The 21,177-nt window shown below is 68.4% G+C and carries 21 protein-coding genes and 3 pseudogenes; 6 read left to right on the plus strand and 18 right to left on the minus strand.

The genetic code is table 11. The annotated features are described in order from the left end of the window. Positions 1 to 36: 36 nt before the first annotated feature. From IG08_RS0145060 to IG08_RS0145090, 7 genes are all read right to left on the minus strand, one after another. On the minus strand, positions 37 to 804 hold the full coding sequence (locus IG08_RS0145060; RefSeq protein ID WP_030617775.1) for an SDR family NAD(P)-dependent oxidoreductase: 768 nt from the start codon (positions 802 to 804) through the stop codon (positions 37 to 39). Then, positions 804 to 1,832: an NAD(P)-dependent alcohol dehydrogenase gene (locus IG08_RS0145065; RefSeq protein ID WP_106981142.1), complete on the minus strand. Its 1,029-nt coding sequence runs from the start codon at positions 1,830 to 1,832 to the stop codon at positions 804 to 806. The genes IG08_RS0145060 and IG08_RS0145065 overlap by 1 nt, the downstream gene beginning before the upstream one ends. Before the next feature lie 2 nt (positions 1,833 to 1,834). Next, a complete protein-coding gene (locus IG08_RS0145070) occupies positions 1,835 to 2,548 on the minus strand; it encodes a beta/alpha barrel domain-containing protein (RefSeq protein WP_030617783.1) in 714 nt (237 codons plus the stop codon). Then, complete coding sequence (xylB, locus tag IG08_RS0145075; protein ID WP_052425149.1) at positions 2,545 to 4,065, minus strand: xylulokinase; 1,521 nt, start codon at positions 4,063 to 4,065, stop codon at positions 2,545 to 2,547. Before xylB ends, IG08_RS0145070 begins: the two co-directional genes overlap by 4 nt. Before the next feature lie 102 nt (positions 4,066 to 4,167). Next, complete coding sequence (locus IG08_RS0145080; RefSeq protein WP_052425150.1) at positions 4,168 to 5,187, minus strand: ABC transporter substrate-binding protein; 1,020 nt, start codon at positions 5,185 to 5,187, stop codon at positions 4,168 to 4,170. A gap of 99 nt (positions 5,188 to 5,286) precedes the next feature. Further along, positions 5,287 to 6,339: an ABC transporter permease gene (locus IG08_RS0145085; RefSeq protein WP_052425151.1), complete on the minus strand. Its 1,053-nt coding sequence runs from the start codon at positions 6,337 to 6,339 to the stop codon at positions 5,287 to 5,289. Then, positions 6,336 to 7,124, minus strand: coding sequence for an ATP-binding cassette domain-containing protein (locus IG08_RS0145090; RefSeq protein ID WP_030617798.1), 789 nt, complete (start codon positions 7,122 to 7,124; stop codon positions 6,336 to 6,338). Before IG08_RS0145090 ends, IG08_RS0145085 begins: the two co-directional genes overlap by 4 nt. A 253-nt stretch (positions 7,125 to 7,377) precedes the next feature. Between IG08_RS0145090 and IG08_RS0145095 the strand changes: the two genes are divergently transcribed. Then, positions 7,378 to 8,322: a sugar-binding transcriptional regulator gene (locus IG08_RS0145095; RefSeq protein ID WP_052425152.1), complete on the plus strand. Its 945-nt coding sequence runs from the start codon at positions 7,378 to 7,380 to the stop codon at positions 8,320 to 8,322. A 134-nt stretch (positions 8,323 to 8,456) separates the two neighbouring features. Here IG08_RS0145095 and IG08_RS0145100 read toward each other — a convergent pair whose 3' ends face one another. Next, positions 8,457 to 8,849 carry a nuclear transport factor 2 family protein gene (locus IG08_RS0145100; RefSeq protein ID WP_030617804.1) on the minus strand — a complete coding sequence of 131 codons (393 nt, stop codon included), beginning with the start codon at positions 8,847 to 8,849 and terminating at the stop codon, positions 8,457 to 8,459. A gap of 388 nt (positions 8,850 to 9,237) precedes the next feature. Continuing rightward, positions 9,238 to 9,534 carry a hypothetical protein gene (locus IG08_RS0145105; RefSeq protein WP_030617808.1) on the minus strand — a complete coding sequence of 99 codons (297 nt, stop codon included), beginning with the start codon at positions 9,532 to 9,534 and terminating at the stop codon, positions 9,238 to 9,240. 107 nt (positions 9,535 to 9,641) lie between these two features. Here IG08_RS0145105 and IG08_RS58045 point away from each other — a divergent pair. Continuing rightward, positions 9,642 to 9,950: pseudogene (locus IG08_RS58045) on the plus strand (transposase family protein); the annotation flags it as partial. Positions 9,951 to 9,973: 23 nt separating this feature from the next. Here IG08_RS58045 and IG08_RS0145110 read toward each other — a convergent pair. The 4 genes and pseudogenes from IG08_RS0145110 to IG08_RS0145125 all read right to left on the minus strand — a co-directional run bounded on the left by IG08_RS0145110 (position 9,974) and on the right by IG08_RS0145125 (position 12,624). After that, positions 9,974 to 10,996 (minus strand): S66 peptidase family protein, encoded by a 1,023-nt coding sequence (locus IG08_RS0145110; RefSeq protein ID WP_030617812.1) that lies wholly within the window; start codon positions 10,994 to 10,996, stop codon positions 9,974 to 9,976. 80 nt (positions 10,997 to 11,076) lie between these two features. After that, positions 11,077 to 11,541, minus strand: a pseudogene (locus IG08_RS0145115) (transposase family protein); the annotation flags it as partial. 86 nt (positions 11,542 to 11,627) lie between these two features. Next, a complete protein-coding gene (locus IG08_RS0145120; RefSeq protein WP_234343136.1) occupies positions 11,628 to 11,900 on the minus strand; it encodes a hypothetical protein in 273 nt (90 codons plus the stop codon). 55 nt (positions 11,901 to 11,955) lie between these two features. Then, on the minus strand, positions 11,956 to 12,624 hold the full coding sequence (locus IG08_RS0145125; RefSeq protein ID WP_030617820.1) for a Type 1 glutamine amidotransferase-like domain-containing protein: 669 nt from the start codon (positions 12,622 to 12,624) through the stop codon (positions 11,956 to 11,958). A 137-nt stretch (positions 12,625 to 12,761) separates the two neighbouring features. Here IG08_RS0145125 and IG08_RS0145130 point away from each other — a divergent pair, with 137 nt between their 5' ends. Then, positions 12,762 to 13,391 carry a BRCT domain-containing protein gene (locus IG08_RS0145130; protein WP_030617824.1) on the plus strand — a complete coding sequence of 210 codons (630 nt, stop codon included), beginning with the start codon at positions 12,762 to 12,764 and terminating at the stop codon, positions 13,389 to 13,391. Between the two features lie 156 nt (positions 13,392 to 13,547). Next, positions 13,548 to 14,987: a DUF1996 domain-containing protein gene (locus IG08_RS0145135; RefSeq protein WP_030617826.1), complete on the plus strand. Its 1,440-nt coding sequence runs from the start codon at positions 13,548 to 13,550 to the stop codon at positions 14,985 to 14,987. 138 nt (positions 14,988 to 15,125) lie between these two features. On the opposite strand, the gene IG08_RS0145140 is transcribed toward IG08_RS0145135, so the two are convergent. From IG08_RS0145140 to IG08_RS0145160, 5 genes are all read right to left on the minus strand, one after another. Beyond that, positions 15,126 to 15,827, minus strand: coding sequence for an NADH-dependent oxidase (locus IG08_RS0145140; protein ID WP_158812355.1), 702 nt, complete (start codon positions 15,825 to 15,827; stop codon positions 15,126 to 15,128). Positions 15,828 to 16,269: 442 nt separating this feature from the next. After that, positions 16,270 to 17,229, minus strand: a complete 960-nt coding sequence (locus IG08_RS0145145; RefSeq protein WP_030617832.1) for a LysR family transcriptional regulator — start codon at positions 17,227 to 17,229, stop codon at positions 16,270 to 16,272. Between the two features lie 149 nt (positions 17,230 to 17,378). After that, positions 17,379 to 17,987, minus strand: coding sequence for a phosphatase PAP2 family protein (locus tag IG08_RS0145150; RefSeq protein WP_030617835.1), 609 nt, complete (start codon positions 17,985 to 17,987; stop codon positions 17,379 to 17,381). Next, the gene (locus IG08_RS0145155) at positions 17,980 to 19,359 is read right to left on the minus strand and encodes a diacylglycerol/lipid kinase family protein (protein WP_043456741.1); all 1,380 of its coding nucleotides are present in this window, start codon (positions 19,357 to 19,359) and stop codon (positions 17,980 to 17,982) included. The genes IG08_RS0145150 and IG08_RS0145155 overlap by 8 nt, the downstream gene beginning before the upstream one ends. A gap of 221 nt (positions 19,360 to 19,580) precedes the next feature. Then, a complete protein-coding gene (locus tag IG08_RS0145160) occupies positions 19,581 to 20,438 on the minus strand; it encodes an acyl-CoA thioester hydrolase/BAAT C-terminal domain-containing protein (protein ID WP_030617841.1) in 858 nt (285 codons plus the stop codon). Between the two features lie 81 nt (positions 20,439 to 20,519). Between IG08_RS0145160 and IG08_RS60385 the strand changes: the two genes are divergently transcribed. Both IG08_RS60385 and IG08_RS0145170 read left to right on the plus strand, forming a co-directional pair. Next, positions 20,520 to 20,672, plus strand: coding sequence for a hypothetical protein (locus IG08_RS60385; protein ID WP_158812356.1), 153 nt, complete (start codon positions 20,520 to 20,522; stop codon positions 20,670 to 20,672). A 196-nt stretch (positions 20,673 to 20,868) separates the two neighbouring features. Next, positions 20,869 to 21,177, plus strand: a pseudogene (locus tag IG08_RS0145170) (IS200/IS605 family accessory protein TnpB-related protein); the annotation flags it as partial.

Raw genomic sequence — 21,177 nt, forward strand, 5'->3', positions numbered from 1 at the left:
CTGGTGCCGTCGGTTGTCCCGCGAGTCCGGCCAGGCCTAATAGACGGTGTATCCGCCGTCGGCGACCACGACCGAGCCGGTGATGAACGACGCCGCGTCACTGGCGAGGAAGACGACGGTCGGCGCGATCTCCTCGGGGGACGCGTAGCGCTGCTGAGGCGCGTCCTCGATCCAGAAGCGCCGCAGGTCGGGCCGGTCCACGGGGGCCATCTCCGTCTTCACGTAACCGGGGGCGACCGCGTTGACCCGGATACCGGCAGGTGCCCACTCCGCCGCGAGGGACTTCGTCAGATGGTGTACGGCGGCCTTTGACGCGTTGTATGCGTGCTGCCACTGGGGCCGGTTGATGATGAGCCCGGACATGGAGCCGATGTTGACGATGGAGCCGCCGCCCGCGTCCGTCATGTGGCGGCCCGCGGCGAGGCTGCACTTCCACAGCGCGCGGACGTTGAGGTCGAAGACCTGTGACCACTCGTCGTCGGTGGCGTGCCAGGAGTCGTTGTGGAAGCAGGTGCCCGCGTTGTTGACGAGGATGTCGAGTCCACCGAGTGCGGTGATCGCCTCGGCGGTCATCCGGGTGACATCGTCGTCGTCGGTGATGTCGGCGGTGATCGGGACGAAGGTGAGTCCCTGCTCGGCCGCCTGCTCGACGACGAGCGCGTTGCGTTTCGCGTCCCGGCCCGCGATGGCCACCTGGGCGCCGGCCTGGGCGAGGGCGGTGGCGAAGGCGAGGCCGAGGCCCCGGTTTCCGCCGGTCACCAGGGCCTTGCGGCCGTTGAGCTTGAATGTGTCGAGAACGGTCATCAGAGCACCACGATCGTCTTGAGGCTGCCGGGAGTCTTGTCCGCGTTGAGCGCCTTCTCGGCGTCTTCCAGGGAGAAGCGTGCGGTGACGAGGCTGTCGAGGTCCACCTGCCCGGAGGCCACGAGCTGGGCCGCGACGGGCCAGGTGTCGGTGTAGCGGAACACTCCGGTGATGACGAGTTCCCTGCTCTGGATCACCGGGATGGGCAGCGGGATCTCGTCCGCCCCCATGCCCACGAGTACGACGACACCGTTGCCGCGTACGGCCCCGATACCGCTCACCACGGCGGGAGTCGCGCCGGACGCGTCGATGAAGGCGTCCACGCCCAGATCGCGCACGCTCTCCACTACGGGGTCGATCGTGCGGGTGGCGCCGAAGCGTTCCACGAGGGCCCGGCGGTCGGCCACCGGGTCGGACACGATGATCTCGGTGGCGCCGAACGCCTTCGCCGCCTGGGCCGCGATGACACCGATCGGTCCGGCTCCGGCGATCAGCACCCGGGAGCCCGGCACGATACGGGCCTTGCGCGCCGCCCAGATGCCGACGGAGAGCGGTTCGAGGAGAGCTGCGGCCTCGTCCGAGAGGGCGTCGGGCACCGGGTGGGCGAAGTCGGCCTGGATGGTGACGTATTCGCAGAAGGCGCCGTCGACGGGCGGCGTGGCGTAGAACTCCATGTGCGGACAGAGGTTGTAGCGGCCCGCCTTGCACTGGCCGCACATCCGGCAGGGCCGCTGGGGCTCGATGGCGACGCGTTCGCCGATCCGCCCGGTGTCTACGTCGGCGCCGACGGCGACGATCCGGCCCGAGACCTCGTGGCCGAGGACGAGCGGCCCGTCGATCACGAAGTCGCCGATCCGGCCCTCGCGGTAGTAGTGGACATCGGAACCGCAGACTCCGACGGCGGCGACGCGGACCAGTACTTCGTCCGGCCGGACCGCGGGGACGGGCCGCTCCTCGACGGCGATCTCACCGATGCCGGTGAGCACGCTCGCCCGCATCGTCTCGGGAACCCCTGAGGTATGGGACATCGTCATGTTCCTTTCGGTGCGACCGGTGGGGCGGAGCAAGCGCGGCCGGGTGTGTCGGCGTCGGGGGGGGGCGACGAGGACGAGAACAGGGCGCGGCCGGAGACGACATAGCTCGCGCCCGCGTCGAGGCAGGCGCCGAGGTTGGCTGCGTCCACCCCGCCGTCGACCCCGGCCGGCAGGTCAGGTCCGGTCTGCCCGGCCCTGGCGGCCAGCGTGGGGTCGGCGGCGCCGGTGCTGCCGGGTTCGATCAGCATGACCAGCAGGCCGTCGATCGTCTCGAAGCACGGCCGGATCTCGGCGAGTTCGGTGCCGGGCGCCACCGCGAGCCAGGCCGCGGCTCCCGAGGAACGGATCCGCTCGGCGGTGTCCGCCACGGCGTCGAGGCTCGGGCAGGACTCGAACGGGAAGGTGACGCGGTCCACCTTCTGGGCACAGATCTCGTCGATCAGTACGTCGAGTTCGGGTGCGATGACATGGACGTCGAGCGGTCCGATGCCGCGCTCGGACAGACTCCGTACAAGGGAGAGGTCGACGCCCCGGTGGGCGAGATCGTTCATGATCACGTCGGCGTGGATCCACAGTCCCGCGCGGCCGAGGTGCTCGGCGGTGACCGGCCGGTCCGCCTCGGCGACAGCGTAGATACTGCCCGCGAGGGTGACCCCGGGGTGCCGGGCGATCTCCGCGAGGATGGCGGGGTTCAGCTGCGGTTCCGTCACGCCGTCGTCCCGGAGGAACCCGTGGCGTCCGTGGCGTCCATGTCGTCCGTGGCGGAGGTGTCGAGAGCGTCCCAGCCCGCCAGGACCGCGTAACGGTCGGCGGCCGCTCGGCGTGCGGTTCCCGAGCCGGGACGCGGGGTGGCAGCCGACCGGGTAGCCGGAGCCCAGGCCCGCAGGACCTCCCGTACCGGGCGGTCCGAGGCGATGGCGGCGGCCTGGACGCAGGCGCCGCGAGCCGATGCCTCCGGGGCGTCCGCGACCAGCACCTCACGGCCGGTCAGGTCGGCCAGGAGCTGGGTGTACGCGGCGGAACGCGCGCCTCCCCCGGTGGCGATGAGGCGCCCGCCGGTGGCGACCCCGGCGGCGTTGAGGTGCTGTTCGCCGGAGACCAGTCCGAGAATCACCCCTTCGAAGGCGGCCCTCGCGATGTCCTCGGGACCGGTCGCGGAGGTCAGTCCGGCGAGGACGCCCCGGGCGCCGGGGCGGTTCGGTTTGCGCTCGCCGTCGAGAAAGGCCGCGAGAACCGGTCCTGAGTCGCCGGCCCTGAGGGCCAGTTCGGCGAGCGTGTCATGGTCGACGCCGAGGATGCGGGCGAAGGTGTCGGTGACGCGTGCGGCGTTCAGCGTCGAGACGAGGGGGAGGTAGCCGTCGGTCATGTCGGCGACGCAGTCCACCATGCCGCTGAGGTCGAAGACCGGGGTGTCCTTGGTGGTGAAGACGACGCCCGAGGTGCCGAACGTGTACACCACGTCGCCGGGGACGATCCCGAGACCGACGGCCGCCGCGTGCTGGTCCCCGCCGCCCGGCCCCACCAGGGTGCCGGGCGACAGGTCCAGTTCGGCACTCGCCGCGGCGCTGACCGTACCGGCGGGCGTCGAGGCGTCGACGACCTCCGGCAGGGCGTCCGCCCAGTCGCGTTGCGCGTCGACATGGGCCAGGAACTCGGGCAGATAGCGGGATTCCGCAGCGCTGTAGTAGCCGGTCCCCGATGCCTCGGAGCGGTCGGTGACATGGCGGCCCGACAGCTTCCAGGTCAGCCAGTCGTGCGGCAGCAGGACGTGGCTCAGCCGCCGGTAGTGGTCAGGTTCGTTCTCGGCGAGCCAGGCGATCTTGCTGAGGGTGAAGGCGGCGGTCGGCAGGGATCCGACGGCGCGGATCCACTCCGGTGCCCCGATCAGCCGCTTGAGCCGTTCGAGCTGGGGTGCGGAGGTGGTGTCGTTCCACAGCTTCGCCGGCCGTATGACCTGGTCGGCGGCGTCCAGGGCGACCAGTCCGTGGCACTGGCCGTCGACCGCGAGCGCGGCGATGTCTCCCCTGGACACACCGGCGTCCTTCCTGGCGGCCGCCAGCGCGGCTTTGAGCGCTGCCCACCAGGCGGCGGGGTCCTGTTCGCTCCTCGGCGGGAAAGCGGGTGGATGTGGTGCGCTCCCGGAGCCGAGCAGCGAGCCGTCGTGAAGGTCGCGGATCTCGACCTTGCAGGACTGGGTCGAGGAGTCAACTCCAGCGACGACGGGCATGGGGGGTCTCCTAGGCGAAGGGCGATCGCGGGCCGCGCGTGTGGCGGCACGCGGTGACGTCAGTGTGTCCGGGGCCCGGCGGGACTCGCCGGGCCCCGCAGGTCAGCAGGACTTGTAGATGTACGGCGCGACCTTGGCGTCGTCGATGTTCTCCTTGGTGATGGCGGCCAGGCCAGTGATCTTGGACTTGGCCACCGTCTCACCCTTGCCGAGGGCGACGGCGTACTGCACACCCAGGACCCCCATGTCGTACGGGTCCTGCGAGATGATCGCGTCGATGTCCCCGCCGCGCAGGGCCTGCACCTGGCTGGGCTGGGCGTCGAAGGCGACGATCTTCACCTTCGAGCGCGCGTTGGCGTTACGGACACCGATGGGCGCGCCGTCACCGGTGAAGTTGTCCACCGCGAAGACGCCCTTCAGGTCCGGGTTGGCCGCGAGGACGGAGCTGACCTTGGCGGCGGCGGTCTGTGCCGAGTGGTCGGCGTACTGCGTGGCCAGCACCTTGATGTCGGGGTACTTGGACTTCATCCGATCGACGAAGCCCTTCACCCGCTCGTCGTCGGTGCTGGTGCCCGGAGGCTCGCTCAGCGCCACGACCTTGCCCTTGCCGCCGATGAGCTTGGCCAGGGTGTCCGCACCGAGCGCACCGCCCGCGACGTTGTCGCTGTTGATCTGGCTGGACAGATCGGAGGCGTCGCTGAGCTTGGTGTCGACGGTGATGAGGTTGCTGCCGGCGGCCTTGGCCTGGTGCATCGGCTGGAACATCGCGGTCTTGTCCGTCGGCGCGATGAGGATGGCCTGCGGCTGCTGGGCGATGACGGAGCTGAGCACCGGCTGCTGGGCGGCGGGGTCGAAGGTGTTGGGCGCGGCATAGGTGTACTTCACGCCGAGCTTCTTCGCCTCGGTCTTGGCGCCGCAGTCGATCGCCGAGTAGAACGGGCTGTCCTTCACCCCGCCGACGAAAGCGACACTCTTGACCTCGGCCTTCGATGATCCCGAGGCGGCGGCAGGGCTCGAACTGCTGCATCCGGTGGCTGTCACGATCAGGCCGAGGGCGCCGACCGCAATGACTGTCCTCTGCGTACGAGTGGCGCCCCTGAGCAGCGCGAATGGCTTGGACATGCGACTCTCCTGTGCGGAAGCGGAGTGGGGAGTAAGGGACTGGGGAGTGGGGCGGGAGTACCGGAGGCCGGCAGGCGGTTGCACGGGAGGGCGGCCCGGTCACCTGCGGTTCTGGGTCCCCCTGCGGACCTGGTCCATGAAGACGGCGGCGACCAGTACGGCGCCGACGGCGAAGGTCTGCCAGAACGGTTCGACGCCGAGGATGACGAACCCGCTCTGCAGGGTCACCGGGACGAGGATCCCGATCATGGTGCCGAAGATCGTGGCCACTCCTCCGAAAAGGCTGGTACCGCCGAGGACGGCGCCCGCGATCGTGGTGAGATTGTCACCGGTGTGGCCCGCGATGGTGGTCGTGGAGAACTGCGCCAGGCTCATCGCCCCCGCGACTCCGGCCAGCGCACCGCTCACGACATAGATGGAGATCAGGTGGCGGCGTACCGGAACGCCCGACCTGAGCGCGCCCTCCGGGTTGGAACCGATGGCCTTGGTGCGGATCCCGTAGACGGTCTGCCAGAGCACCAGCCCCGCAACGGCCGCGACCACCAGGGCGATGAGCACGAGCACCGGGACGCCCGCGATGTTCTGGTAGCCGATCTTGTTGGTCATCACCGAGGGCACCGAACGGATGTCGAGGCCGTCGCTGATGATCTGGGCCGCTCCGATGGCCATACCGAGTGTGCCCAGCGTCGCGATCAGTGCGGGCACCCGCAGGTAGGTGATGATGAGCCCGTTGACCAGTCCCCAGAAGGCACTGGCCACGATGCACACCGCCACACCGGCGCCGACGGCGCCCCATCCCGCGCTCGCGCCACCCATGGCGCCCATCACCTTCGCGGACACCACCGTGCCGAAGACCAGGACCGACCCGACGGAGAGGTCGATTCCGCCCGTCGTCAGAACGAACGTCTGGCCGATGGCGGCGACACCGATCACGGCGGCCGCCAATGCGATGGAGCGGAAGTTGTACGTACCGAGGAAGGTGTCGGGCCGCAGTGCGGAGAAGAGGACGAGGATGAGCAGCAGGATCACGAGCATGCCCGTGCTGGGCCGTCCCAGCACGGCACGCAGGACGCGCGGGGCACCGACGCCCGCTGCCCCAGTGCCCTTGGCTATGGTGTCGCCCACCGATCGGTCGTTGCGGATCAGGGTCATGAGGTCACCTCGGTGGACTGGCCGCTCGTCATTTCCTTGACCAGGTCGGCGATCGTGGCCTCGCCACGGCGGAACGTCGCGACGCGGGCGCCGAGGCGCAGGACCTGGATGGAGTCGGCGACTTCCAGTACGTCCGTCATGTTGTGACTGATGAGGATGACTCCGATACCGCTGTCGGCGACCTTGCGGATCAGTTCGAGCACGCTCTTGGTCTGGGCGACGCCCAGCGCGGCGGTCGGCTCGTCCATCATCACCAGGTGGGATGCCCACATGGCCGCGCGGGCGATGGCGACACTTTGCTGCTGGCCGCCGGACAGGGCCGCGACGCGCCCTTTGTGGTCCTTGATCCGCACGTTCAGATCGTCGAAGACCTCCGCCGTCCGCTCGCGCATCCGGCCGCGGTCCACGACGCCGAGCTTGCCCAGGGCCCCGGAGCGGCGGAGTTCGCGGCCCATGAAGACGTTCTCATACGGGGTCAGGTCTCCGGCCAGCGCCAGGTCCTGGTAGACGGTCTCGATCCCGTACGCCCGGACATCCTGCGGTGATCCCGGATGAACAGGCTTCCCGTCGATCAGCAGCTCCCCTTCGTCCGCGGTGTAGACGCCGGACAGCACTTTGACCAAGGAGCTCTTTCCGGCGCCGTTGTCGCCGATCAGCGCGGTGACCTCACCGGCTCGCGCCTCGAACTCGACGCCCCTCAGGGCCTGGACATGGCCGAAGGACTTGCGGATACCCCTCGCCTCCACCACAGGGGCCAGGGTGGCCGTCTTGACAGTCTCATTCATGACAATCCACCCCAAGGGTGGCGATGAGCGATCGGGCTACGCGGCGCGAACGCTCGGTCGGGGAACTCCATCGGCCCTCTCCCGCTGCTGATGACGGCACGTACATGATCACGCCGTAAATACCGCGTTACGGCTGTATGGCGTGGGGTGGGAGTATCAGACTCCCGGGCCGCCCAGACGTCAAGTAGGCTGCCCATATGGGCGGCGGTCAGGCCGGGCGGACTCCGCCAAAGTGTTCGCAGAGGGGAATCCCATGGGTCCAGCCGAACTACAGCGCGCCACGACGGTCGCGCGCCGGTACTACCTGGAGGACAAGGCCAAGAAGGAGATCGCCGACGAACTCGGCATCTCGCGCTACAAGGTCGCGCGCATCCTCGACCAGTGCCGGGAGGAGGGCATCGTCCGCATCGAGATCGGCGTGCCCACCGCAGTGGACAGCGAACTGTCCGAGCAGTTGCGCGTCGCGTTCGGGCTCCAGCACGCGCTGGTGGTCAAGGTGACGGCTCCGGACGTGGTGACACTGCGCCGGGAGCTGGGCACCGCCGCTGCCGAACTGCTCACCGAGATCGTGACCGAGGACGACATCCTCGGTGTGAGCTGGGGACGCACGCTCGACACCATGGCAGGGGCGCTGAGCAGCCTGGCGCCGTGCAGCATCGTACAGATGACCGGTGTCACCGGGGCCGTCGGCGCCAACACCGTCGATCTCGTACGCCAGTTGGCCGCCGTCTCGCACGGACCCGCCTATCCCATCTATGCACCGCTCGTGGTGTCCGACGCCGCTATGGCCAAGGCGCTGTACCAGCAGCCAGGCATCGCCGCCGCCACCTCACGTTTCCCGTCCATCACCAAGGCGGCCGTGGCGATCGGCAGTTGGGATCCGGACGGGTCGCAGTTCTACGGAGCGATGCCACCCCCGATGCTCGCCTCCCTGTCCACCACGGACATCGCGGCGGAGGTCTGCTCGATCCTGCTCGCGGAGGACGGCACGCCCACGGCAGGGGGCGTCAGGCGGCTGACGATCGGTATTGACGCCGAGCAGCTGCGTCGGATCCCGGAGGTCATCGCGGTGGCCGGCGGCGAGTCCAAGGCACGGGCCATCCACAGTGTGCTGCGCGGCGGACTGGCCAACTCGGTGATCACAGACGAGGGTGCGGCGCGGCTCCTCCTTGAGTTGCATGAGCGAATTCATGGGTAGTTATCGTCTTCAAGTCCCCAGTGATCCGTTCACGCCGACGTTGATCCGGCGCGGGTTCTCGACGCCGGCCCCGTGGAGATCTGACGGGGCCGCAGCATCGGCACTGCCCAGAGGTTGAGTGACGACTTACCTCGCTACGACCAGAACTCGTCATAGGCCTCTTGATCGGACCACAGGTCCCAGCCCTCAGTGATCCTGCCGTCTCGGATGTGGAAGACGATCGCGTAGTCCATGTCGAGCTCCTTGCCTTCACGCGAGGCTGTGGCGTGGAGCAGGGCGACCGTGTGCTTGTCGTTGGCGAGCACATCGTGGAGTTGCGGACGGTACGTGCCCCCGGACATCTGGAATTCCTGTTGAAACAGAGCGAACGCGGCCTCACGACCACGGAAGTCACCCGCCAGTGGGCCCTGGCCGGGGTTATGCCACACCACATCGGGGTGGAATACCTCCGCCAGCGTCTCCAGGTCGCCAGCCGTGAAGGCGGCCATGGCCCGTTGAAACACAGTGATGTTCGGGTGATCAGTCATCACACCTCCCTATAGCCCCCGCGAACGTAACCGGAAGCCAGGCAGCCGCAGCCACACCGGATTGGTCGGCTCACACCTACCTGATTGGGCCCCAGGGGAAGCCATGACGATGTCTATCGCCTTCTCCCCATCGACCGGGTGTGCCCGCCCGCTGATCACAGATGGTCTACAACCAGCTGTCCGTGAGCTCTTCCAGCGTGGTCACTGGTCGGGTGAGGGCAACCGACGAAATTGCGTTGACCTGTGGTTCTGTGGATCGCTCCAGTGGCGATCCCCCTTATCAAGTCGCAGCATTCCCTGAGGACGAGGGCTGAGGGGGCGCCGTGGCACCCCCTCAGCCGGGGCTGTGGGGCATGCCTCAGCTCGTCCTGTACCAGAAGACCTACGGCTACGGGGTCACCAGGTTGAAGACCGGGTAGATCTTCGGCTCCACCTCCGGAGCACCGGCCTCCCGCAAAAGCGGCAGGACGACTTCACTGAACCGGCGGAACGCCTCCTCGGACTCCCAGACGTCGGCGACGTACCAGCCATCGGGAGTGGGGGCGGAGGTGTGCGAGATGAGGCCGGGTACGGGCCAGTCCGCGGGCTGCTTGACCAGGCCGCGGTCGCCGTTCACCTTGTTGGAGACCTGTTCGTACTGGGCCTGGGTCATGCCGGGTTGGTCGAAGATCGCGATGATTGCCACGCTGGGCTCCCTTGCGCGCACGTTTGCAGAGTCAGGCCCAGCCGACCATCTCGGACAGCTGGCCGCACCTCCGGCTGCGCCGTACGGACGGACGGTTCGAAGCTGTCCACGCCGCTCAAGCTGCCCGTACCCACCGGATCATCCGGATCTGCGAATGCCAGGGCATCCCGGTGCTCGCCGACCGCGCCTGGCTGGGGGCAGGGCCGTGGGTGACGACGCCCGTCAGATGCCCACCCGGCTTCGGGTTGCCACCGACCCTGCACACGGTCAACCGCGCACTCTCGGTGGCACGGGCACCGGTGGAGCGGGGCGTGGTCCGTCTGAAGTTCTGGCGCATCTTCCGCAGAGCCCGGTGCAGCCCGAATCGAATGTCGTCAATCGCCCTGGCCGTCCTCACCCTGGAGCGTCAACGCTGAAAGAGCTCACTGATCCGCGTTGCTCAGCCGCCCGGGCCAGTCGCCGTGAGCGGGCGTACCGCCGGTTCGAGCAGCGACAAACTGCGCTGCTGCGCGTCTAGGGCGACGCGGATGCCGACCGGCATCGGCAGATTCGGGCCGGCGTGTCCGACCTCGACGTTGCCGAGGACCGGGATGTCACGGTCGCCGAGGACGTCGAGGACTATCTCTTGCAGGGTCGGGGACGCGTCGGGTGAGTCGAGTCCGTCGATCGCGGTCGGGATGCCCACGACCATGCCGGCGATCCGATCGAGGATGCCGGCGTGCCGCAGTACCTGTAGATAGCTCCACACATACGATGCCTGGCCGCCCAACTCCTCCCAGAACAGCACCGCGCCGTCGAACCATTCGAGCGGCAGCGCGTAAGGCGTCGCCTGCGCCAGCACTATGCGATTGATGACCCCGCCGATCAGCCGGCCTTCGGTGCGACCGGCACGCCAGCACTCCCACGTCGGGCTGGCAGGCAGCGCACCGATCGCCTCCGTACCGGTCAGCAACGTCGAGTAGAGCTTTTCAAGTTCCGATCGGCGTACTGCGGGCGCGGCCTGCCAGTGCCCGCCGAGTCCGGGGGTGGCCACGTCGGCATGGAACCCGACCAGACCCGTGCGCGCGTAGAGCACCAGATGCAGCAGCGAGATGTCGCTGTAGCCGAGGATCGGCTTGGGGTCGGCAGTGATCGCCTCGACGTCGATCAGGTCGAGGTAACCGAGCACCGTCTGGCCGCCGTCATGCGCGATGATCGCGCGCACCTCAGGATCACGCAGAAGAGCATTGAATTCCCTGGCGGTCTCCGCCGGCGTAGCCGCGCTCCACCAATGGTGCCGCCCTGCTTCGAGGAGCGGTGCCCGACGTACGCGGAATCCCATCCGCTCGAGCACGACTACCGCCTGCTCGAGGTCGGGCTCGTAAACGGCATGGAGCGGCCCGGACAGCGATGCGATAACGACGAGATCTCCGGGCCTCAGGGCACGAGGTCGCAGCAGTTGAGGCAGTGCAGCAAGGGTCACCGAGGCAGTATCCCGACACCCTCAGCAACACACGACACATTTACCGATCGACCGCCCAGCAGGCCTTGCCTATCGGCCGCGAGCGCGTCGATGATTCGGTGGGCGCGGGCGGCCGTCAGGTCATGAGTCGAGCCGGGCAGCGCGGGCGAAGCCCACAGCAGACGGCCCAACGGATCGGTCAGGACCTGGACGTTCATGCCGTGGCGTTTATGTCTCCCGGAGTAGTACGGGGTGTCGGCGGCGATCCGGTCGATCGGCAGGAGGGTGCCGTCCAGGATCACGAATGCCTTCTTCCGGGCCGTCTTCATCTCCTGGTCCAAGTCCGGGGCGAGGGAGGCCAGGACGTCGACCGCCTCGCGTATGTAGCGGTAGACCGTCGCGTTGCCGATCCCGAACGCGGCGGCGAGCTGGGCGTAGGTGTCACCGCACCGCAGATGGGCCAGGACGAGCAGGGCCTGGCGCCCTGCTGCCGGGCGTCGCCACCAAGAGCCGATCTCGCGCCGTCGCGCGGCCAGTTGCCCGGTCAGGTAGCGCAGGTTGATCAACCGCTTGAAGCAGTGCCGGGATGTCGCTACGCGCTACGACAAACGCGGCTACGTCTACCTCGGAACCGCGACAGCGGCAGCCGTGGTCATCTGGATCCGGAGCTGACGGCCTCAGGTACTCTCCTCGGCGGCCGCTGATGTCCACACAGCACCAAAATGCCGTGCTTGTCGAAGACTTCGGCGTCGTTCCCCGAGTTCACCCACACCGTGATGCCCTGATCATGCACGACCACGTTGAACGGCGACTCCTCCGGCTCAGCCTCGGTCGCCACGGTGAACTTCTCACCCGGACGCATCCAGTGATCAGTTCCCCACGGCTCGACCCACAGGCAGGGCATGCTGCAGGTCTCGTTGCTCACGCTCGTCTTCGACAGGATCGCACCCTGACCAGCAGCATGATCGGCCGGACAAGTCCTAGGAGGAGAACAGCTTCCAGTGCCCCTCGGAGACGACGTCGACGGTGCCGTCGGTCACTGTGATGGCGGTCTCGTCGTCGATCGCGTACGCCGGACCCTGGATATCGGCCGCCCATCTCTCGGCGTCTGCCATGGTGTTCTCCGGCAGGAGCTCGTGATCCAGGTGCGGGAAGATCGAGAAGTCGACGATGCCCAGCGTGCTGTCGCCACCGGTGGGCGGCTTCCACTCGACGAAGTCCTCCCCGATACGGGGGGTCATCACCATGCTCCCGGCGCTCAGCCCCACCCAGACGGTCTCGCGCAGCGACGGCAGGAGATCCGCCAGCCTGGACTGCCGCATCCAGTGGCACAGGTACAGGGCGTCGCCGCCATTCACCAGCAGGACGTCTGTCTCTCGGACCCAGGGGACCCAGCGTTCTTCGTCGATGCTGGGCAGCGCAGTGAGCTCCAGCACTCCCATGGACTTCCAACCCAGCTCACACATGGGTGTGGAGGACTGACCGGTGATGAAACGCCATGCCCCAGCAGGACTGCCCTGGGGGTGCCCGTACCCCGCAGTGGGGATACAGAGGGCGTTGGAGTCGGCGATCGGTTTGCCCAGTAGGTCGACCAGCGCGTTGTGGATGCTCGTGTTCTTGATGCCGGCGGAAGTAAGAAGAAGCCTCACGCTGCCTCCCGGTGTCATCGGCGGGGCCAGACTACCTGCGACGGCCGCTCTTGTAGGGCTTGCGCTCGCTCACGGTGTTCAGCCCAGCACACCCGAGCCCGCCGACCTGCTGGGATGCCGCAGTCGCATACGTTCAGGTGACGACAAAACACCTACCAACTCACATACCGCCCTCTGAGAACGGCAGCAACTGCCACCTGGCCGCCGCCCTCTCCTACGCCGCCGGCCGCGACCAGCTCGACATCGAAGGCCTCGGCCACACCCGCGTCGTCCAGCTCATCGACGCCGGCCTGGTCGCCGACCTCGCCGACCTGTTCACCCTCACCCCCGAGCAGCTGCTGGGCCTGGAGCGGATGGGCGCCACCAGCACCGACAACCTCCTCACCGCCATCGAGACGGCCAAGGGGCAGCCGCTGTCGCGGGTGCTGTGCGCGCGCCGCGGCCGGGGTGAACATGACCGGACCAGGCGCCACCCCCCGCGCGCGCCCACCCCCGCGGGCGGAGACGTCGACAGCAGCACGGGGAGTGCGGAACAGGTAGGCGGGCCGCCGGCTGGGATGGCAGTGGTCGTCACCCGTGCGAGGGCCGGCGTGCTGGAGAAGCTCAGGCGTAACCAGATGAACGAGCTCATCGAACGGGCCGGCGGCCGCTGGCCCTCCAGCATCTCCAGGAGGACCACCCTGGTCGTTGCAGGAGAAGGCGCTGGCTCCAAGCGGGCCAAGGCGGAAGAGCTCGGTGAACTGGTCACCGCAATTACTGGAAGCTGACCCGGCCCGGATTGGGCGCTCATGCCCTGTTTATGGATGGAGGAACCTACGAATCTGAGAATTCGCTGAGTATTCGGCGCTCACATTCGTATCTGAGGACGCGCTTCACCCACGCCGGAAGTCCTGCCGGCTCCGGAGATGTCCTTGAGAGGCCTGATGAGACGCAACACGCGAAAAAGATCGAAGACTGCCCGCCGGGCGGTAGGCGCGGCGGCCGCACTGGCCGTAGGGGCCGGTGGGCTGGTGGCGGTCAACATCTACGCCTCGGCCGACGAAACCAGCGCGTCGAAGGGCTCTGCCCAGAACCAGGCGCTCGCGGCTGGAACCTCCACCATTGACTGCCCGGACGTCGGCCAGCAGTTGACATCAGTGCCCGCCCAGGCGAAGGCCCAGGTCGACAAGGAACTGGCACTCCTCGACAAGCAGATATCCGAGGCATACCAGCGCCTTTCCACCTCCCAGAAGGCGATTGCGCAGGACCCCAACTTCGCCCAGAACGCGATCGTGGGTCCGCTGAAGGACAAGCGGAAGGCGACGATCGACCGGATCGCCACCGCCATCGGCCGTGTGGCGGCCAAACCGCAGGGCCTTGACGCTTTGGCGGCCTGCACGCTGCGTGCCACCGGCAACCAGCCCGCCGCCGGTCAGAACGGCAACAACACCAATGCCGGAGCAACCGGCAACGGCCCCGTCGCTGCCGACTTCCTGGACATCACCAAGGTGAAGTCCAATGTGCGCACGCCGGCCAAGTCGGCGAAGGCTTCAAAGGGTGTGTTCGTCAGCAAGTGCGGGGTGAACGCCAACAAGCTGTACAACAGCGACAACGTCATCGTCGCGCCCGGTGTCACCAACGGCGCACACCACGTGCACGATTACATCGGCAACCAGGACAACGACGCCTTCTCGAGCGACCAGGACTTCGCCAAGGCCGGGACCAGCTGCCAGAACAAGGGCGACAAGTCGTCCTACTATTGGCCGGTGCTGCGACTGCAGGACGGCACCAAGGAGTTCGACGCCGACAAGCAGGGCGGCGGCGCCGAGGGCAACACGGGCCGGATCCTGACGGCCAAGAAGGCCACCTTGGACTTCGTGGGCAGCCCCCGCGGCAAGGTGGTGGCGATGCCCAAGTTCCTGCGCATCATCACCGGTGACGCCAAGGCGTTCGTCAACGGCACGGCCAACGCCAACGCCTCCTGGAGCTGCACCGGCTTCGAGAACAAGGTGCAGTTGAAGGACAAGTACCCCCTCTGCCCGTCAGGCAGCGACGTGGTGCGCACCTTCAAGTTCCAGAGCTGCTGGGACGGCACGAACATCGACAGCGCCAACCACCGTACACACGTGGCCTTCGCTGACGCACGCGGCAACTGCCCGACCGGCTTCAAGGCCATTCCGCAGCTGGTGCAGCGTCTGGTGTACGACGTGGACGCGCCCAGCGTGAAGGACAACGGCAAGACCGGTCCGTTCTTCGCGCTGGACGGATTCCCCGAACAGGAGCACAAGCCGGTCACCGACCACGGTGACTTCATCAACGTCTTCGACGCGAAGCTGATGAACAAGGCGGTCCAGTGCATCAACACCGGACGTAAGTGCAGCTGAGTCCGAGTACCGAACGGTGGGCGTCGTGCTGACGACGCCCACCGTCATGACTTCACAGTCACAACGATCCTCAAGCTCATGCGGGAGAGCGCCTTTCATACGGGTGTCGTTGCGTCGCCGGCTTCGGTTGGTGGTCGGTCAGATGGAAAGGGCCAGTCGGCGCGCGTCGTACATCGCTGCGTGGATGTCGCGGCCGGCCACCGCGTCACCGATGCGGTACAGCCGATAGCCACCATCGGGATTGCTCACCAGCTGCTGCGGCGCGACGGTGACGAGTGCGTCGAGGTCGACCTCACCGAGGTTCGTGGACGCGTCCTTGAGTTCCAGAAAGACGTCGTCGTTGGGCAACGTGCCGTGCTCGACCACCACCTGGTCCACGACGCGCTCCACGCACTGACCGATGTATTCGTTGCGGAGCACGGCCACGAGCCCGTCGCCGCCGCGGCGGACCTCGCGAAGCCGGTGGTCCGGGGTGAGCCGTACGCCGGCGCGGTAGAAGGACTCGAGGTACGCCGGGTACAGGGTGCCGTTCACCTCGTGGCCAACCTCTCGGTCGGGGGTGGCGATCTCCACCTCCGAGCCGGCCGCGATGAGCCGCTCGGCGGTGGACAGGGCCTGGTGGTTGCCGTGGTCGTCGAAGACGAGGACCCGCCGCCCTGGTGCCGCGTCGCCGCCGAGGATGTCCCAGGTCGACACGACGCGGCCCTCTCCGGCGTCGAGCGTCGGCGTGGCGGGCAGCCCACCGGCGGCGAGGATCACGACGTCCGGGCGCAGGGCCCGGACATCGGCGGCGTCGGCGTAGCCGTTGAGCCGCACCGTGTGTGCGGTCGCGCTCTTCACAGTTCCCGAAACAAGTCTTCCCGCCCAGCTCCGCTGCACCGCCGCGGTGCTGATGCTGTACGCGACGGTGATCGCCTCGGAGGACGTCGCGGCCGGGTCACAGGAAAAGCGGACCACTGTTCTCGACGTCGCGCTCGATCTGCTTGCTTCCGCCGGGCTCACGGCGATCGCACCCGCCGGACATGGCGTAGACGCTCGGGCGCACGGGGCTCGGCGGGGCGCCTCACCCAAGCGGCCGGACCTGCCTAACGTACAGAGAGATCACTACCTGCCCTGGAGTTCCCATTCCCGGTACCCGCCGGAAGAGGCCCGCCGACGCCCTCGATGCCCTCGAGCCTCCGGGCAACGCCGATCCGACTGTCGGCGTGGTGTCGGCGAGGTTCCTGTCGACGACGTTCCACAGACAGTCCGCGTTCCGCCAACAGCCTTTCCAGCGGGGCTCTCAGCTCCACAGGGTCACGTGAATGGCCGGCCGGAAACGGCCCGCCGTCACCCCCGCGCCCCGCAGCATCGCCTGCAGGGCACGGGGCGTCGTGACAAAACGGCGCAGCTCCGCGGCAACCGGCGACGCCTCACGGCCTCGGAGGGTCAGCAGGTTCCAGGAGCCGCGCAGCGGCGGCACCGAGCCGTTGAGCGTGTGCAGGCCTCCGGACGCGAGATCTTTCGCGATGGCGAAGGCCACCGCGAGGGCCACGCCCTTCCCGTGTTTGGCCTCGTCGACGGATGCGGAGTGGCTCTGGAAGATGCGCTGGTTGTGTTCGGGGACGCTCAGGCGTCTGAGCACCGACGGCACCATGCCGACCTTGCCGATTGCCGAGGGCCCCAACAGCCAGGTCTGTTCGCGCAGTTCGCCCGCACCGACGGCGCCACCGGACGCGAGCGGGTGATCGGGACCGACGACCGCAACCATCTGGTAATTGAGGAAATGTGTACAGGTCACCCCATCGTCCAGGGCGGCGGGCCGGGGGCCGACGGCCGCATCCACGGCCCGCGTCCGCAGCAACGGTGCGAAGTCCCCGGGATCGTGCACGCTCAGCTCCACATCCAGGTCGTCGGCGCGCCCCGCGAACACCTCGATCAGACCGGGCGCGGCATGCTCCGCGAACAGACTCGACACGGCCACCCGCAGCAGCCGGCGACCCGCACCCGCCTGGCGCACCTCGAGAACGGTCCGCTCCTGCAACCCCAGCAACTCCGCCGCGCGAGTGGCCAGCCGCAGCCCACCCGGAGTGAACGCCAGCCCACTGCCGGTGCGCGTGAACAACCGGTCGCCCAACTCCCTACGCAGATGCCCGATATGCATCGAGACCGCTGCTTCACTGACCGCGAGATCGGCCGCGGCGGCTTTCACCGAACCACAACGGACCGTCGCCGCAAAGGCCCGCAACTGCGCCGGGGTCACCCAAAACCTCCCCCAGCCACACCACAGGCGCCCGAAGACCTATGGCCTCCACCCAAAATTAGCGCACCAGTTCACCACCAACCACGAAAAATGGCCGTGAACCCCAGAGCGCCCCGCGCACAGCGACAACACCCATCCGGCCAACGGGCCTACGGCCGCACGGGACACGCACCACGCCCAGCCGCAGCATCCCAACCCACCACAGCAAGAACCACAGCCGCCGCGCCGGTACCCAGAACCGCACCAGCCACGACATCGCCCGGATAGTGCACCCCGGTATGGATCCGTGAATAACCCACCGCGCAGGCCAACAGTCCCAGCGGAACCGTGGCGACGGGGAACGCGGGCCCCACGGCCGCGGCGAAGGCGACCGCCGACGCGGTGTGGCCCGAAGGGAAGGACGCGGACTTCGGCATGGGCACGTGCCGTCCGGGAAACGGCGAGTCCTCGGCCCGGTGCGGACGCGGCCGGCGGACCAGGCGCTTGCCGAGGAGGTTCGCGCTCGCCGAGGCGACGCCGACGGCAGCGACCCCCAGAGCGGCGGCACGCCGAGGTCGGCCGGGGCGCAACGCCAGTAGTCCGGCGACCACGAACGAGATCTTGGAGTGGTCCGCCGCCGCGGACAACCGCCGTAGGGCGTAGTCCAGGGTCGGTGTCCTGGTAATCCTCACGGCCTCGTACAGCGCCTGGTCGAGGGCGGCGAGATCGCGCAACAGCTCGCGCGGTGCGAGTTGGTCCCGCTGCGGGCGGTCAAGCATCGCTGTGCTCCTGGTTCTTTGCGGTCGTGCGGGGAGTTCGATCGAGGGCGAGGCGCACTACGCGGCGCCAGTCCACGGACGGAGCGGTGTACGGCGCACCGGGGCGGTGTCTGGGCACCCGCACCCTGAGCGCACCCGGCCGTACGGTGCACACGACGGGCTGGGGCAGCGTGAGCGCCTCACCGTCGACGGCCACCGGGATGAGCTCCTCGTCGGCCTCGACAGCCACACGACGCGAGGTCAGCGAGGTGATGCCGCTGGCCCGTTCGCCCAGCAGTGCCAGCTCGGCGGCCTGGGCCGCGCCCTCGATCCGGACGGCGATCACGCCGAGTTCGCCTCTGTCGAGGCGTGGTCTGCGTCCGCCGCCCAGTGGATCGGCACGGGCGTAGGGGTTGTTGCTCACCAGAAGCGCCTGCGGGGCTTGTAACGGTTCGTCGTCCACCCGGGCCGCCAGCTTCACGCCGGCCTCGCCGGCCAGCAGGCCCGGCAGCTGGTCGAGCGCGGTGACAGCCTTGGCGTCGCGGTAGTCGGGGTTCTGCACGAGCTCCGCGTACGCCCCGAACGAAACCGTGTTGACGAAGGGCCGCCCGGCCACGTCGCCCAGGTCGACGCGGAGTTCCACGCCGTCCGAGAGGGCGTGCAGGCCGCTCTCCGGGTCGTCACGGTCCAGGCCCAGGTCCATGGCGAAATGGTTGCGCGTCCCGGCGGCCAGGACCATGAACGGCACACCGTGTTCGGCGGCCACCCCCGCCACCAGGGCCTGAGTGCCGTCACCGCCGGCCACGCCGAGAAGATCCGCGCCCTCCGCGACAGCCTGACGGGCCAGTTCCGCCGGATCCGGGTTGCTGTCCAGGTCCAGCAGAATCACCCGGGCACCCAACACCTCGGCCCGCTCCACCAATCCGTGTCTCCCGACCTTGCCGCCTCCCGACCGCGGATTCATGATCAGCACCGGCCTGCGGGGCGGCCTGGTCGAGCGGGAGTGCATGCCGTGAGGTTTACGCAGACGGCGCAGCGCGCTCCTGGCGCAGGCCAGCGCCGCCGCCCACGACCCGAGCGCCGCCACCGCGACCAGCCACAGGCCCGAAACCGCGTACAGGACCAGGACGCCGATCGGCGCGGCCAGAGCCAGCAGGGCGCCAAACAGCCGTGCTACTCCCCGGTGTGCCAGGGCCCACCAGATGCCCGCGCCGGCCAGGCCGAGGCCCGCCAGGCCCAGCAGCAGGATCAGCCACTGGCCTGCTCCGGCCACCACCGCCGCGACGGCGCCCGCCACACAGAACAGAGCCAGCCGGGCCAAGGCCCGCGCCACCCCCACCTCTGTGCCGGAGCCGTCCGGCTCCGTCTCGTCGGTCGTCCGGATCGCGTTCATGATGCTTCGGGCAATCCCCCGGGATTTCGTGTCTCGCGTGCACGGCACCATCAGTCTCCCCTACCGCCCCGGGTACTGCCCTGCCCGTCCCCCTTATGGCCGTGGCAACCCAACAGTCAGGGACCCTGCATCCCGCCGGGCTCTCACCAGGGCGGACAAGACCGACGGGACGCAGTAAGAAGCCCTCTCCGAGCTTCGTACGCGATCAATGGCAGGGAGGGTCAGCTCCGGCTGCGAAGCGCGTCGAGGACCTGGGGCCAGGCGGCCGTCCCCAAGAGCGCGTCGGTTTCGGGCGTGCCTCCGTACTGGAAGCGTGGCGAGGCCGACGCCGGGCTCTCGCCAGGAAAGCGTGGGCGGTGGCCGGCGTCGTGGCGGGTGATCAGACGCGCCGTGGCCCCGACGGAGCGCCGGCGTTGTGCCAGGTGTTCGGCGAAGGGAAGAGACGGCCACATCGCATCGTCGCCGCCTGCGACCAGGAGCAGATCGGCCCGCGCCTTCTCCGCGGGGATCTCCGCCGGAGGGAGCAGGTCAGCAAACGACCGCTCGCTCAGTTCGTACCACCCGCGGATGGCGACCGGCCCACCGTCCGTCTCCGCGGGAGTCCAGGAATCGTCCAGCGGGACGAACGGCACCGCCTGGTCTCGCCAGGTCCAGGACGATCGATACGGGTGTCGTGCTCCATCCAGCCCGGGTCCGACGTTGCACCAGACCCGGGACGTGGGCGACATCGCGACGACGACGTCCACGCGCGGATCGTGCACTGCCGTGAGCAGAGCTGCCTCAGCCCCTTTGGAAGTGCCCAGGATGCCGATCCGCTCCGCCCCGTTCGACCGGAGGAAGTCGACGGCGGCGGTGAAGGTCTCCAAGGGGATTTCGCAGATCCCCGGGGACTGCCCCGGCCCTCCGAACCAGCGGATCGACACGGCCGTCATGCCCTGTTGGGCAAGGATGCGTGCCCTCTCCCGTTCGACGCGCCCGCTGGATCCCGCCAGGACCAGGACACCGATGTCACTGCCGCGCGCGGGAGCGGCCAGAACGCCCTCCCAAGGGTCGGTCAACTCGCGCTCAGTGACATCCACGTGCTCCCCCGTCGGTTGTCTCAATCTGTCAGCGCAGCCTAATCGGCGTTGGGTGCGGCTCTTTTCGAGGGAGCATGCTCCGTGACCGCGATGAGGTTGTCCTCAACTGTGCCGTCGGCGAGCAGGGCCGCCTTCGACCGTGCGGTGCAGCTCAGCGAGCACGACAAGTCCCTCGCTCTGGGCAAGGTTCACGCCACCCTCGCGAGATCCGGGAGCAGCTGGGGGACCTGCTGACGCAGGAAGACCGCGATGTCTCGGTGGCGCTGATGCAGGCCGAGTTCGACAAGCAGGGGTGGAGAACTGCTGGGGTTTGACTGAGCAGGAGTGCGTTCTGGCGTGTGTGAGTGAGTGCTGAGGCTCCCGGCCGACGGCTGAGTGCTGTCGTCCCGTGATGAGCGGGTTATTCGAGGGGCTGTACGGGTGGGGTGGGGTGGGTGGGTTGCGGGAGCGTGCGGCGTCGTTCGTCGTGCCCGGCCCCTCGGGCGTGGCAGTCCGGACTCGCCTCAAGCAGTTCACGCCCGCCGATGAGGAGGTGCTCGCGCTGGTCGGTGCGTACCTCGGGTCGCTGGCTTCCCGGGACTTGAAGGTGCGGTGCGCGGAGGGTCTGGAGCATTCCGCGCAGACGTGGGCGGCGCGTAAGCGGGGCCTGACGTGTGTGTCGTCGTCCCGGTGGGCGGGTTCGATCACCAAGGCCACGCATGATCAGTGGGCGCTCGCCCGGCGTGGCCAGCTCGCCCAC

Source organism: Streptomyces fulvoviolaceus (assembly GCF_000718165.1).
Lineage (GTDB): Bacteria > Actinomycetota > Actinomycetes > Streptomycetales > Streptomycetaceae > Streptomyces > Streptomyces fulvoviolaceus.

What these genes read in the sequence shown, in the direction of transcription:
- IG08_RS0145060 (WP_030617775.1), bottom strand. Translation starts at nt 804, where the DNA reads ATGACCGTTCTCGACACATTCAAGCTCAACGGCCGCAAGGCCCTGGTG.
- IG08_RS0145065 (WP_106981142.1), bottom strand. Translation starts at nt 1,832, where the DNA reads ATGTCCCATACCTCAGGGGTTCCCGAGACGATGCGGGCGAGCGTGCTC.
- xylB (WP_052425149.1), bottom strand. Translation starts at nt 4,065, where the DNA reads ATGCCCGTCGTCGCTGGAGTTGACTCCTCGACCCAGTCCTGCAAGGTC.
- IG08_RS0145080 (WP_052425150.1), bottom strand. Translation starts at nt 5,187, where the DNA reads ATGTCCAAGCCATTCGCGCTGCTCAGGGGCGCCACTCGTACGCAGAGG.
- IG08_RS0145085 (WP_052425151.1), bottom strand. Translation starts at nt 6,339, where the DNA reads ATGACCCTGATCCGCAACGACCGATCGGTGGGCGACACCATAGCCAAG.
- IG08_RS0145090 (WP_030617798.1), bottom strand. Translation starts at nt 7,124, where the DNA reads ATGAATGAGACTGTCAAGACGGCCACCCTGGCCCCTGTGGTGGAGGCG.
- IG08_RS0145095 (WP_052425152.1), top strand. Translation starts at nt 7,378, where the DNA reads ATGGGTCCAGCCGAACTACAGCGCGCCACGACGGTCGCGCGCCGGTAC.
- IG08_RS0145100 (WP_030617804.1), bottom strand. Translation starts at nt 8,849, where the DNA reads ATGACTGATCACCCGAACATCACTGTGTTTCAACGGGCCATGGCCGCC.
- IG08_RS0145135 (WP_030617826.1), top strand. Translation starts at nt 13,548, where the DNA reads ATGAGACGCAACACGCGAAAAAGATCGAAGACTGCCCGCCGGGCGGTA.
- IG08_RS0145150 (WP_030617835.1), bottom strand. Translation starts at nt 17,987, where the DNA reads ATGCTTGACCGCCCGCAGCGGGACCAACTCGCACCGCGCGAGCTGTTG.
- IG08_RS0145155 (WP_043456741.1), bottom strand. Translation starts at nt 19,359, where the DNA reads ATGAACGCGATCCGGACGACCGACGAGACGGAGCCGGACGGCTCCGGC.